This is a genomic window from Olivibacter sp. SDN3, from assembly GCF_014334135.1.
Classification (GTDB): Bacteria; Bacteroidota; Bacteroidia; order Sphingobacteriales; family Sphingobacteriaceae; genus Olivibacter.
Window position 1 is genome coordinate 2,762,598 of record NZ_CP060497.1, and the last position, 13,829, is coordinate 2,776,426.

13 protein-coding genes are annotated in these 13,829 nt (G+C 40.6%); 12 read left to right on the forward strand and 1 reads right to left on the reverse strand.

Annotated features, from left to right (window positions below; genetic code table 11):
* Positions 1–16 precede the first annotated feature (16 nt).
* The 5 genes from gcvH to H8S90_RS11350 all read left to right on the forward strand — a co-directional run bounded on the left by gcvH (position 17) and on the right by H8S90_RS11350 (position 4,276).
* Positions 17–397 (forward strand): glycine cleavage system protein GcvH, encoded by a 381-nt coding sequence (gene gcvH / locus H8S90_RS11330; protein WP_187342636.1) that lies wholly within the window; start codon positions 17–19, stop codon positions 395–397.
* Positions 398–566: 169 nt separating this feature from the next.
* A complete protein-coding gene (locus H8S90_RS11335; RefSeq protein ID WP_255501916.1) occupies positions 567–938 on the forward strand; it encodes a VanZ family protein in 372 nt (123 codons plus the stop codon).
* A gap of 255 nt (positions 939–1,193) precedes the next feature.
* On the forward strand, positions 1,194–1,427 hold the full coding sequence (locus H8S90_RS11340; RefSeq protein ID WP_187342637.1) for a ferrous iron transport protein A: 234 nt from the start codon (positions 1,194–1,196) through the stop codon (positions 1,425–1,427).
* Positions 1,428–1,444: 17 nt separating this feature from the next.
* A complete protein-coding gene (gene feoB, locus H8S90_RS11345; protein WP_187342638.1) occupies positions 1,445–3,547 on the forward strand; it encodes a ferrous iron transport protein B in 2,103 nt (700 codons plus the stop codon).
* Positions 3,548–3,649: 102 nt separating this feature from the next.
* Positions 3,650–4,276 carry a SprT-like domain-containing protein gene (locus H8S90_RS11350; RefSeq protein ID WP_187342639.1) on the forward strand — a complete coding sequence of 209 codons (627 nt, stop codon included), beginning with the start codon at positions 3,650–3,652 and terminating at the stop codon, positions 4,274–4,276.
* Here the strand turns inward: H8S90_RS11350 and H8S90_RS11355 are convergent.
* The gene (locus tag H8S90_RS11355; protein WP_187342640.1) at positions 4,273–4,929 is read right to left on the reverse strand and encodes a YceH family protein; all 657 of its coding nucleotides are present in this window, start codon (positions 4,927–4,929) and stop codon (positions 4,273–4,275) included. The two genes, H8S90_RS11350 and H8S90_RS11355, sit on opposite strands and share 4 nt — an antisense overlap.
* 221 nt (positions 4,930–5,150) lie before the next feature.
* On the opposite strand from H8S90_RS11355, the gene ispG reads away from it, so the two are divergent.
* The 7 genes from ispG to nuoL all read left to right on the forward strand — a co-directional run bounded on the left by ispG (position 5,151) and on the right by nuoL (position 13,817).
* Positions 5,151–7,151 (forward strand): (E)-4-hydroxy-3-methylbut-2-enyl-diphosphate synthase, encoded by a 2,001-nt coding sequence (gene ispG / locus H8S90_RS11360; protein WP_187342641.1) that lies wholly within the window; start codon positions 5,151–5,153, stop codon positions 7,149–7,151.
* Between the two features lie 157 nt (positions 7,152–7,308).
* Positions 7,309–9,045, forward strand: a complete 1,737-nt coding sequence (locus H8S90_RS11365; protein ID WP_187342642.1) for a thiamine pyrophosphate-dependent enzyme — start codon at positions 7,309–7,311, stop codon at positions 9,043–9,045.
* Between the two features lie 130 nt (positions 9,046–9,175).
* Positions 9,176–10,252 (forward strand): NADH-quinone oxidoreductase subunit NuoH, encoded by a 1,077-nt coding sequence (gene nuoH, locus H8S90_RS11370; RefSeq protein ID WP_187342643.1) that lies wholly within the window; start codon positions 9,176–9,178, stop codon positions 10,250–10,252.
* A gap of 97 nt (positions 10,253–10,349) precedes the next feature.
* Positions 10,350–10,910 (forward strand): 4Fe-4S binding protein, encoded by a 561-nt coding sequence (locus tag H8S90_RS11375; protein WP_187342644.1) that lies wholly within the window; start codon positions 10,350–10,352, stop codon positions 10,908–10,910.
* A gap of 4 nt (positions 10,911–10,914) precedes the next feature.
* Positions 10,915–11,466 carry an NADH-quinone oxidoreductase subunit J gene (locus tag H8S90_RS11380; protein ID WP_187342645.1) on the forward strand — a complete coding sequence of 184 codons (552 nt, stop codon included), beginning with the start codon at positions 10,915–10,917 and terminating at the stop codon, positions 11,464–11,466.
* Entirely contained in the window at positions 11,463–11,768 is a 306-nt protein-coding gene (gene nuoK / locus H8S90_RS11385) for an NADH-quinone oxidoreductase subunit NuoK (protein WP_305082290.1), read from the forward strand. Before H8S90_RS11380 ends, nuoK begins: the two co-directional genes overlap by 4 nt.
* Entirely contained in the window at positions 11,769–13,817 is a 2,049-nt protein-coding gene (gene nuoL, locus H8S90_RS11390; protein WP_187342646.1) for an NADH-quinone oxidoreductase subunit L, read from the forward strand.
* Positions 13,818–13,829 lie beyond the last annotated feature (12 nt).

Below are 13,829 nucleotides of genomic sequence, written 5' to 3' on the forward strand. Positions count from 1 at the left end.
TTTAATTATAGTCATAATGAATTTTCCAGCTGAATTGAAATACACTAAAGATCACGAATGGGTTCGTGTTGAAGGCGATGAAGCAATCATCGGTATTACAGAGTTTGCACAGCGAGAACTAGGAGATATTGTATTTATTGAAATACCAACCGTGGGTGAAGAGGTCGCTGCAAATGACGTTTTTGGTACAGTAGAAGCTGTTAAAACGGTTTCCGATCTATTTATGCCGATCACGTCTACTGTGTTAAGTGTTAATGAAAAACTGGATGGCTCCCCTGAGCTGGTGAATACTGACCCTTATGGTGACGGTTGGATGGTAAAAGTAAAAGTTGCGGACGGTACAGCGTTAGACAGCCTGTTATCTGCAGAAGCCTATCAAGAGCTTGTAGGTGTTTAAATATTAAACTGCATCCCAGAGCCAAAAAGGCTGTATGCATGACAGAACGATGAACGATTAGGTTGCTTGTTGCTTATTAACAAGCAACCTATTGTGTTTTTGAGTCAAGATAATTACAGTTCTTTTTGCGTCAATTATCTATAATCAAGCTGTTAAAATTACTGAATTCATGAAACATTTTATTTGGTCCGCCTTATGGGCAATTGTTATTTTGCTATTGACTTGTTTACCGATGGGTGGAGCAACGGAGAATATACCTGTTTTTGAGGGCATAGATAAACTAGTACACACGGGGTTTTTCTTTGTTTTCTCCGTATTATTATGTTTCGGGTTTTCAAGTAAGAATAAAACAAGGAATGCTTCTTGGATAACCGTATGCATTGTTGCCATAATTTCCGTCGCATTTGGTCTGTTAACGGAGTTTTTGCAGTATCAATTTTTTACTTACCGTAGTGGAGATTGGTGGGATTTTTTTGTAGATGTAGTGGGTACAGGTATGGGAGTGTTTTCATATCTTGTACTCCATAGAAATTATCGTTAGAGACTTATTCACCTAGTATTGACTTTAAACTGAGGTGGCTAACCCAGAACAATATTTTATGAAACGTATTCGCTTTTTTATTTTTGCAGTGGTGATGAGTCTTATGTTTCTGTCCTGTGGTGTACTAAAAAAGAGGTGTAAATGTCCAACGATAAATATAGTTTCAGGAGTAACTGGTGAATCGCCAGTCTTTTTTTTGAATGATTCTAAATAAAGTGTACCTTTGAGCTAATTTATGGAGATAAGCAATCACACATGAAATTGACAGCATTGAAACCAGGTAAATCAGGAGTGATCAGAGATTTTACGAATCTAAATCTTTCAGTTAAATTAATGGAAATGGGATGTTTACCAGGAGAAGTGGTAACTTTTGAAAGAGTTGCTCCTTTAGGAGATCCTATTGCTATCTCTGTCGCTGGTTATCAACTGAGTCTTCGCAAAGAAGAAGCCGCTACCATTGTTGTCGAAGAATTACACCATACAATTTAGTAAAGACCCACTGTTTCATGAAAGTAGCCTTAGTAGGAAATCCCAATACGGGGAAATCAACTTTATTTAATAGCTTAACAGGACTAAACCAGAAAATAGGCAATTTTCCAGGTATTACCGTCGATAAGAAAACAGGAACCACTAAACTTCCAAACGGTAAGCAGATCGAGGTGATAGATTTACCTGGATGTTATAGTTTATACCCCAAGAGTAAAGATGAAGCGATTGTTCTTGAAGTGTTAACAAATCAAAAGAATTCTTCGCACCCTGATTTGATAATTGTAGTGGTAGATGCCACTAACCTGAAAAGAAACTTACTTTTATTTACGCAGGTTGCTGATCTGAAGATACCGGTCATTCTTGCTCTTAATATGACTGATGTAGCAAGAAAAGAGCAAATTTTGATTGATGTTGATCAATTGTCTCACAAATTAGGAGTACAAGTTATTCCTATTAGTGCACGGCGAAATGAAAATATAGAAGTACTTAAACAAGCGATAGAAGATGCTCCTTCATTGGCATTGCAAACAGAAAGTATTGCGATTGCCGAAATTGCTCCAGCACTTATTTCCCAGATCAAGCATGATATCAAGATCGAGCAAGACTACGTTGCATTGCTATTAGCCCATCAGCATGAAATTTTAGACTATTTGACTGTAGAAGAAAGTAATCATATAGAGTCTTTAGAGCAAACAAATACTTTTCATTCGCAGAAATCGCAAACGGCCGAAACCATTGCAAGGTATGACTACATAAGTCAAATACTGAGCGATACGGTGAAACGCCAAACAATTCCTGTAAAAGATACCCCTACCGGAAAAATAGATAAATTCTTGACGCATAAAGTATGGGGTTTTGCTACCTTTCTAATTATTTTACTGTTTATTTTTCAGGCAATATTTGCTTGGGCAGAATATCCTATGGGGCTAATAGAAGATTTCTTTGCTTGGATCGACGAGATGGGGAGGACTTATGTACCGGAGGGAGTGTTAGCCGACATGATTTTTGACGGGATTATAGCTGGTCTTGGCGGTGTGCTTGTATTCATACCACAGATAGCTATTTTATTCGGTTTTATAGCTATTCTGGAAGATACTGGATATATGGCTCGAATTACCTTCTTGATGGATAAAATTATGCGTAAGGTTGGGCTTAATGGGAAATCTGTGGTGCCTATGATTGGCGGGCTTGCTTGTGCAGTACCCTCTATTATGGCTGCGCGAAATATTGAAAGCTGGAAGGATAGAATTATTACTATTATGGTCACACCTTTGATTAGCTGCGCTGCAAGGTTACCAGTTTACACACTGCTCATTTCTTTAGTTGTCCCCGACGATAAAATGTCGGGATTCTTTAATATGCAGGGATTGGCATTGATGGCTATGTACCTTATTGGTACCGTTGGAGCGGTGGTAGTGGCGTGGGTTATGAAAAAAATAATAAAGGCAAAAGAAAGATCCTATTTTATATTAGAGCTGCCGGTGTATCGCGCTCCTCGCTGGGGAAATGTTCTATTGACGATGTATGAGAAAGTTAAAACTTTTGTTTTTCAGGTAGGTAAAGTAATTGTTGCTATGTCGATTGTACTTTGGGTGTTAGCTACCTACGGTCCATCTGGTCGAATGGATGCTGTTGAAGAGAAGTATCAAACAGAAGAATTTGTTAACCAATATGCTGAAGAGGAATTAATATATATGGAAGCATCCGAGAAACTGGAAAATTCTTACGTCGGCATATTGGGAAAGGCAATTGAGCCCGCTATTAGACCTCTAGGGTTCGACTGGAAAATAGGGATTGCGCTAATCACTTCATTTGCAGCTAGAGAGGTGTTTGTTGGAACAATGGCAACGATTTATAGTGTGGAAGAACCGGAGGACGATACCACTACTATCCGTGAGAAAATGGCGAACGCACGCGATACAGTAACCGGCGAACCTGTATATACTGTGGCCTCTGCGTTTTCATTGATGATATTTTATGCGTTTGCTATGCAGTGTATGAGTACAGTTGCAGTAGTTTATCGGGAAACTAAAAGTTGGAAGTGGCCGATCATTCAATTGACTTATATGACAGCATTAGCTTATTTCGCTTCATTGCTCGTTTATCAATGGTTGAAATAAATTATAGTAGGAAATAAACAGGCTATGAGAGCTAGTGTTAATAGCGAATTAAGCATCAAGTAAAAATCCACAATCAGATCTTGGTAATTTAATACGTTAAAAATGATCGAAAAAACTACTTCAATATTGGAGAAGTATTTGCCAAAGCAAGCTGCTCCTATTATAGCTCAGTGGATTTATCAAGCGCCTTGCATGTTTAAGATATCAAAAAACAGGTTATCAAAATTCGGTGATTATCGATCTCCCTTTGGAAGAAAAGGACATCGTATTTCCATCAATCATAACTTGAATCCCTATGCCTTTTTGGTGACAACGGTGCATGAATTTGCTCATCTTAAAACATGGAATGAGTATAAAAGTCGTGTTAAGCCACACGGTAAAGAGTGGAAAAAAAACTTCAAACTTTTAATGGAGCCTTTTTTCAATGGGGAAATTCTCCCACCTGATGTTCGTGCAGCAGTAACAACCTATCTAGGTAATCCTGCAGCCTCCAGCTGTGGTGATCTTACCTTGTTTAGAACATTACAACGCTACGATCAGCCGAGAGCAGGTTTTGTACGGGTCGAAGAACTGCCTCCGGGTGCTGCTTTCGTATTACCCAACGGAAGAATATTCCGCAAGGGTGAAAAAATGCGTACCCGCTTTCGCTGCACGGAGATACACACAGGGAAGGTGTATCTATTTAGTCCGGTAGCGGAGGTGAAAAGAGATGTTATCGAACATCATTAATATAACTCTTTTACTAATTTGTCAAAAGCTTCCTTAAGCTCAGTTAACTCTTGTTCAACTTTGCTGAGGCGGCTTTCAAGCGCTACGCTAGAGGCATTGCCTGTTGTTACTGTTTCTTGAAAATCAATACTATCGAAATCGGGAACTCCTCCAAAAAGATGTGTATAACGAACTTCTTTTTGCCCCGTTCTTTTGGGGACCTGGATCACCATGGCAGGCTCATCCTTACTTAATTTATCCAGATGCTCTTGTATCTCCGCCAAAGATTCGAATAGATGAAGCCTACCGGAATTGCTATTGATTTCACCAACGGTCAAGGGGCCGCGTAAGAGTAATAAACAAAGAATAGCCACTTCTGCGGGAATGATCGGATAGGCAACGCTAAGCGCGTGTCTATATTTTATGGTTCGACTTGAACCCCCGGTGGCGGTAGCAACCAAACTTTTTTTTCGCAGGGAATCTAATGTACCTATAACCGTATCTCCGTCGTATTGAACGACAGGTTTTCGCGCTGACTTTTGATTACATGCAGCTACCAAACTATTGAGTGTTAGTGGGTAGTATTCGGGTGTAGTTTTGCTTTTTTCCATCAAGGAGCCCAAAACCCGTTGTTCTTCGCTGTTTAATATAGGTAAGGGTAGATTTTCTTCCATGGCTAAAGATAGGAATTATTTGTAAATTTCTACTTTGTCCGCACCGAAGTAGAGCAAAGTGCTTGGCTGGCTTGCTCTATCGCAATCCGTGGGCAACATGCCCGTCGCAAAAGGAGTCTTGCTTGCCACAAACCACCCTTCTATTTTTATAACATGGTTAACCGATGTCGATAGGTGAAGACCTCATGAAAAATAGCTAACTTTGTGCAATATACTATACTATGGATTTGGCTAAAAATTGGATTCTTCCGGGTAAATATTGTCCGTCGTTGACACATTATGAACGTTGGTTAACACGTGAGGTTACTATTGGTGATGTTCCGATGGGTGGGAACAACCCTATAAGAATACAGAGTATGACAACCGTGGACACCATGGACACGATCGGTTCCGTTGAACAGACGATACGGATGGTAGACGCAGGGTGCGAGTATGTACGTATAACTGCTCCAAGTATTAAAGAAGCTACTAATCTAGCTGAAATAAAACGCGAATTACTAAAGCGTGGATGTAAGGTACCTTTAGTAGCTGATATCCATTTTACACCTAATGCCGCAGAGGTCGCTGCACGTATCGTTGAAAAGGTACGCGTGAACCCTGGTAACTATGCAGACAAAAAAAAATTCGACCAACTGAGTTATACCGATGCTGCATATAATGCAGAACTTGAACGCATATACGTGAAGTTTGCACCCCTGGTGAAGATTTGTAAAGAATATGGTACAGCCATGCGGATAGGTACGAACCATGGCTCTTTGTCCGATCGAATCATGAGTCATTATGGTGATACTCCTGAAGGAATGGTGGAATCTGCCCTCGAGTTTATTCGTATCTGCGAGGATTTGAATTATCATAATTTGGTTATATCCATGAAATCCAGCAACCCTCAGGTAATGGTACAAGCTTATCGATTGTTGGTGGAAAAAATGGTGGCTGAAGACATGAATTATCCACTGCATTTAGGAGTGACAGAAGCGGGCGATGGCGAGGACGGTAGAATAAAATCAGCTGTAGGTATCGGAACATTATTGGAAGATGGCTTGGGTGATACCGTGAGGGTCTCACTGACAGAAGAGCCGGAGCTGGAGATTCCTGTAGCGAAGGCTTTGGTGAATAGGTATAAAAAGCGTGAAAAATTAACCGGTCAGTCTACCCAGTCTTTTCCAACAGCTATCGGACATAATAGCATTAATGCTCGGAGGGAAACGATTGAGGTCAATGCATTTATAGGCGGTTCGATGGTACCTCGTATAGTAGTAGATTATTCTCAAAAGCGATTAATTGATCCTATGGTATTGAAAGATGCGGGTTATCTGTACGATGTAATACTTGATAAATTCCATATGGGCGAACAATCAATCGACTTTATTTATTTGGGAGATAACCTGCCTTCATTTAATATGCCGGGTAACCTGAAACAACTCTACCATTACGCTACATGGCTGCAGTTGCAGGATAAGGTAAATGCACATCCGATTTTTTCTTTGGAAGAATATGTTACTGCTGCAATGCGCGATCCTTATATGAACCTCGTACGCTTAAGTTGCAGTGATCTGGATGAGGATCTTTTTGAACAGGTTCCTATGGACCAAACATTGGTTTTTATCGTGGAGACTGATGCAGTGCATGGAATGGCCGAACAGCGTCAGCTTTTCTTAAAGCTGAAAGCGTGGGGGCTGGAAGTACCCGTTATAATTAAAAGAAGTTATGACCCTAGAGATTTTAATGGTCCGCTAGGAGATCTGATGAACCCTGAGGAGCCAAATTCAAAATTACAATTATATGCAGCAACCGATTTAGGTGCATTGTTGGTAGATGGAATGGGAGATGGGGTATGGATAGATGCCCCTGCAATAAATACTGGAAAAATTGTAACAGCTTCTTTTGCAATTCTGCAGGCGACAAGATCTAGAATATCTAAAACGGAATATATCTCCTGTCCAAGTTGTGGCCGCACCCTATTTGATCTACAGGAAACCACACAGATGATCCGAAACCGGACCAACCATTTAAAGGGGCTGAAAATAGCGATTATGGGATGTATAGTGAATGGCCCGGGAGAAATGGCTGACGCGGACTATGGTTATGTAGGCGCCGGCCCGGACAAAGTCACTTTGTATCGAGGTAAGGAAGTTGTAAAAAAAAATGTTAGTTCAGCAAATGCGCTTAATGAACTTATAGATATAATCCGTTCGGATGGAAACTGGGTAGATGTTCCCTAGGCGTAAATAGGTCGTCTTAAAGGCTATTGAATAAGTATAGGTGCTAATTTCAGTTCATTTTGCCGTAGAATTTATTTGAAGTAGTTTAACAAAATCTGCTTCGAGTTGTTGTTCTCAATACGTTCAGATAATAACCATTAATATTTAAAATTTCACTATGGCAAAAAAAGTAGCAGATCAGCTGGTGGAAACGCTTCTGGAAGCTGGGATCAAACGCGTATATGCGGTTACGGGAGATAGTCTAAATGAGTTTAACGATGCGGTAAGGAGAAACGGGAAATTGCAGTGGATTCATGTAAGACATGAGGAAGTTGGGGCCTACGCCGCTGCCGCGGAAGCGGAACTCAATGGAATAGCCTGCTGTGCAGGAAGCAGCGGCCCCGGGCATGTACATTTAATTAACGGTTTATACGATGCAAACCGGTCAGGGGTACCTGTTCTCGCTATTGCTTCCACCATGCATACCGATGAAATGGGTTCCGATTATTTTCAGGAAACGAATACCATAAAATTGTTCGACGATTGCAGTGTGTATAACCAGATAGCTACCACAGCCAAACAGTTTCCGCGAATGCTACAGGCGGCTCTTCAGCATGCTTACAGCAAAAAAGGTGTAGCAGTGATCGGTATGCCGGGGGACGTGGCGATGGAGAAGGCGGAAGAAATAGTTACAGAGACCACGTTGATAAGGAACCGTCCCTTACTGCGGCCAAAAGATAACGAAATCCAGGCGTTGGCAGCAGTGCTGAACGAACATAAGCGTATTACGGTCTTTTGTGGTATAGGCTGTAAAGATGCGCACGATGAGGTGGTGAGCTTGTCTAAAAGATTAAATGCTCCGGTAGGTTATTCTTTCCGCGGTAAAATGTATGTGCAGTATGATAATCCCAATGAGGTGGGCATGACCGGACTGCTGGGGCTTCCCGCGGCCTATCACGCGATGCACGAGTCAGATCTGGTTTTATTGCTTGGTACAGATTTTCCGTATAAAGATTTTATGCCTGAGAGTTGTGGGATTATTCAGGTTGATGAACGCCCTGAAAGATTGGGACGGAGGGCTAAATTAAAGATGGGCCTGGTAGGTGATATTAAGGATACGCTTCAGGCACTTCTTCCGCTGATTGAGCAAAACGGAGATACCAGCTTCCTGGACGCACAGCTCAAAATTCATGAAAAAGTGATGCAGATCCAGCGTTCATATGCAAATGAACGGGGCAGAAAAGATAATATATCTCCTGAATATCTGGCAGATACCGTTGATAAGCTAGCCGCTGATGATGCCATTTTTACCGTTGATACGGGCATGAGTTGTGTCTGGGGGGCGAGATTCGTAAATGCAACCGGGAAAAGAGAGCTGCTTGGTTCGTTCAATCACGGATCAATGGCAAATGCCATGCCCCAAGCTATTGGAGCGGCGCTTGCCCGTCCAAAACAACAGGTAGTTGCCTTTTGCGGTGATGGAGGCATTTCTATGCTTCTAGGTGATCTGGCCACGATAGTGCAGTATAACTTGCCTATTAAATTAATTGTATTCGATAATCGTTCCCTGGGGATGGTAAAACTGGAAATGGAAGTAGCAGGTTTGCCCCAATGGCAAACAGATATGTATAATCCCGATTTTGCGACGGTAGCCATGGCCATGGGTATGAAGGGGCTGTGTGTGGACGATCCAGCGCTGGTAGAGCAGTCCCTGAGGGAGGTTTTTACCTACGATGGACCGGTCCTGGTGCATGTTAAAACTGATCCAAATGCGTTGGCTATGCCCCCTAAGATTGAGTTTTCACAAATGAAAGGTTATGCTATTACCATGGGTAAATTGATTTTAAGTGGCCGTATGGATGAAGTTTTGGACACGGTGAGGAGTAATTATAAGCATTTAAAAGGGATGGTGTGAATAAAAGGAATCTCCAATACCCATCAAGTAAGTAGTTATTAGAATCATTCAAAATAAGTTTGATTTCCATTTAGTATTTTCGAGGTTAATCATTAAGTTTGCACTCATTGATCATTTGTATGGGGTTGCCTTGAATTTTTACATCACATATATACTCGTAGCCATTGTTTTATTTGCCTTCTTGGCAAGTTTTACACTTTTTGCTGTCTATGCAGAAAGAAAAATAGCTGGATTTGTGCAAGATAGGTTAGGGCCTATGGAAACGGGTAAATTCGGTAGTTTACAAACCATTGCTGATATATTAAAGTTGTTGCAGAAGGAATTTATTTCTCCAGCCAATGCAGATAAAATTTTATTTGCTGCTGCGCCAGTTATTGTATTTGTGGCAGTCTATCTGGGCTTTGCTGCTATGCCTTGGGCACCTAGCTTGGCTCCCGCAGCTTTAAACCTCGGGTTATTTTATGTGATTGCTATTATTTCAGTTGAAGCTATAGGTGTACTGATGGCTGGCTGGGGGTCTAACAATAAGTTTTCGCTACTCGGCTCGCTGCGCGCCGTTGCTCAAATTGTGTCTTATGAAATACCTGCCGGTATTGCTTTAATTGCAGCGGTAATGGTTACACAAACCTTAAATATGCAGGAGATTACGATAAACCAAGGGATTTTGAGCAATCAGGAAATTTGGTTTATCGGGATGTGGGATGTAAGTGAAATTGGAGGTTTTCTTGCATGGAATATATTTCAAGCTCCACATTTAATTTTAGCTTATATTATTTACTTCATTGCATCTTTGGCAGAATGTAATAGAGCTCCTTTTGATATACCAGAAGCCGAATCTGAACTGGTATCCGGTTACCATACCGAATATGGAGGGCTGCGCTTTGCTTTCTTTTTTCTGGCAGAATATTGTATGATGTTTTTGGTTTCTATGATTGGCGTAGTCCTGTTCTTAGGAGGGTGGAATACCCCTCTGCCCAATATTGGTTCGTTCGAGTTTGCTAAATGGACCACAGGTATGGGATGGGGCGTTTTCTGGATACTTACAAAAACATTGTTAATCGTGGGAGTACAGATATTGATTCGGTGGACATTGCCCCGGTTACGAGTAGACCAGTTAATGAACTTATGCTGGAAAGTGTTAACGCCTTTAGCTTTTCTATGTATGGTAATTTCTGGTATATGGAGAGTTGCCGTAATGGTTGGATGATTGCTTAAGCAAATATGCTATATTAAGGCTATTTGAGGATTTAGAGCTGATAATAATGAAAATATAGTCAATTACTAACAGCTGATAATTTTATTTTATGTTTAAGAGAACTTTATACGCTTTTACCAGTGCAATTAAGGGGTTAAGTATTACCCTCAGGCATTTTTTTGCTGCACGTAGAGCACGTAAAGAATTAGATATTAAACAGGAAAATTACTTTGATAAACAGCAAGGAGTGACTACGATTCAATATCCAAAAGAGGAAATTCCGATACCTGAGGTAGCTCGCTACCAATTAGATGTTGAAATTGATGATTGCATCGTATGTGATTTATGTGCAAAAGCCTGTCCTGTTGATTGTATTGATATTGAAGCCATAAAAGCTACCGAAGCCATAGGGAAAACTTCTGATGGAAGCGTTAAACGTTTATACGCTGCTAAATTTGATATTGACATGGCTAAATGTATGTACTGTGGACTGTGTACCGTGGTTTGCCCTACAGAGTGTATCACCATGACCGATAATTACGACAGAAGTACTTCTAAATTAGCAGACTTTATTTACCAGTTTTCTGAAATGAGCGAATCGGAAATCAGCGAAAAAAAGGAAGAATTTGCTCGTGTTCAGGCTGAAAAGGAGGCAGCTAAACGTAAGTAAGGATATGACTATGGAACTGATGCTCTTTTATTTGTTAGCTACAACGGCGGTTGGATCTGCCTTATTGGTTGTAACCATAAAGAATCTCGTTCGTAGTTTATTTCTTTTTTTTATTACGCTTTTCTCAGTTGCAGGATTGTATATTTTTGCATTGGCAGACTTCGTGGCAATTACCCAAGTGATTGTTTACGTGGGAGGGGTGCTTGTATTGATGCTTTTTGCATTTATGTTATCTAATAAAGAGTTATTGAATGATTTAAAATCGGGAGTTATGGGGGTTTTTTCCCTTCCAAATTGGCAAGGTGCTTTAATCGCTGTCTCATTCTTTGGGGTGCTGATCTATATGGTGCTATTATTTGACAAACAAGAACCTACGTGGATTACTGCTTCTAAAGATACTAAAGGGTTTATACAAGTGGGAGATGAAACGATTCGATACCTCGGGGTTAACCTCATGACGCGCTATGTTCTGCCTTTTGAAGTAGTTTCCGTTTTTTTAATGATGGCTTTAATGGGAGCTGCTCATCTGGCGAGAAAGGAGGAGCGTAGATCTTGATCACCTTAACCCATTTTTTAATTGTTAGTGCACTACTTTTCGTCATAGGATTATATGCAGTATTGGCTAAAAGAAATGCTGTTCTCGTACTTGTGGGTATTGAGTTGATGATTAATGCTGCGGTGCTTAACTTGGTGTCTTTTGGGAGATATGACAAAGCACTGTATGGTGGGCAAACATTTGCACTTTTTGCTATTGTGCTTGCAGCGGCATCCGTAGCTGTTGCCTTAGCAATTATCCTCAATGTGTATCGATACTATAAGAATATAAACCCTCATGATATCAGGGATTTAAAAGATTAAATGAGCCTCCTGAACCACATATCATTGAATGTTTTCCTTTCACTAATGGTGTTGATTGCTCCGCTATGTGCTTTCATGGCCACTGTCTTTGGAGGTAGAAAAATTAGCGGTGGTCTTCTCGCAGTAACAGCCATGTGTATCAGTGTTATTGGGTCTATAGTGGTTTTTGTAAATGTGTGGAACGGAGAGCAGATACATGAGCAGATTACATGGTTTACCGTTGGTGCCAACGAATTTAAAGCAGGTATTATATTAAATAATCTGTCGGTGCTAATGATGGTGTTAATTAGCGTAGTAGGTTTGCCTGTGCATATTTATTCTGTTTTTTATATGAAGGGAGACCCTGGGATTCATCGATATTGGATGTACCTCAGTTTGTTCTGCTTTGCTATGTTGGCTTTAGTTATGGCCGACAGCTTATTGCTCATGTACGTTTGTTGGGAGCTAGTGGGTTTTGCTTCCTACTTATTAATCGGGTTTTGGTTTACAAAAGAGGCGGCAATCCGCGCCAATAAAAAGGCTTTTTTGATTAATAGAATAGGTGATTTGGGATTTCTTATCGGAATATGCATCTTATATTCACAGTTTCAAACGCTTGACGTTGAGTTGCTTTTTGGCGAACAGGGGTTTATAAATCAGGCAGTGAATGACGGTGTGCGATGGCAATTTCGGGGGGCATCCGTACCAGCTGTTTGGCTCACCTTAGCAGGAACAGCGTTTTTTATGGGTGCTATGGCAAAATCCGCCCAATTTCCCTTTCATATATGGTTGCCGGATGCTATGGAGGGGCCTACCTCAGTTTCTTCGTTAATTCATGCTGCTACAATGGTTGCTGCCGGTGTATTTATGCTGGTTCGCATATCACCACTTTTTGATGCCACTGTTTTGCTTATGATAGGCAGTATAGGTGCTTTTACAGCTTTTATGGCGGCAACAATCGCTTTGACGCAATATGATATCAAAAAAATATTAGCCTTTTCTACTATATCGCAGTTAGGATTCATGATGGTGGCCATTGGAATTGGGCAATATGGCGTAGCGATGTTTCATTTGGTAACCCATGCTTTTTTTAAATGTTTACTGTTCCTGGCTGCCGGTGCCATCATTCATGAGATGCATCACGTGAGAGATCAGAACCAATTAGATTTTGATCCGCAAGACATACGGAATATGGGCGGGTTAAGAAAGTATATGCCAAAAACATTCCGTTTGACATTGATCGCAGCGTTGGCTCTAGCGGGTTTACCACTAACCGCAGGCTATCTTTCAAAAGATGCTATTTTAATTTATGCTTTTGAATGGGCAGAATGGAGGTCTAACATCTGGATGATTGTTCCGGTGTCATTGTTACTAACCAGTGCACTTACGGCATTTTATATTGCGCGCTTGGTGTTTAAAGTGTTTTATGGTAAATTCCGTTTAGCTTTAAATTATCAAAAAACCATCGCTTTATATGAAGCTCCGGTAGGGATGCGCTATCCTATGACTTTCTTAGCCTTGTGCGCATTATTTCCTTTATTTTCCTATAATCCATTGGTTTTTGAAAATGTATGGCTACTCAATGGATTTGATAAAACGGAAGCTTTACAACGCGTAAATATTTATCATACGGTGGTTCCCGCAGCGGTGAATAGCATAAGTATTATCGTTATTTTTGTAGCTTGGCGATGGTATGCCCGGCTTAAATACCCCCTAAAAGGCACCGGTGTTTTTTTTAAGTTTTCCCTTAACCAATGGTATTTAGATGCGGTTTATCACAAATTAATAATAAAGGTTGTCAAGTGGTTTTCCCGTATTTTATATGCTTTTGATCGTACGTTTGTAGACGGGTTGGTGGATAAACTTGGTAGGGCAATTCCTTTATTGGCAAATATGGTTGAGTGGGTAGATCGTAAATTGGTAGATGGTGTGGTGAATGGAGCAGGAACGCTATCCAACATATTGGGCGATACATTTAGAAATGCAAAAAGCGGAAGAGTTCAACAATACCTATTTAGCATGTTCTTGTTTTTTTTAATTATACTGTTTTTAGGGATTAGTTTTTTTTAGTCCTTGATATGT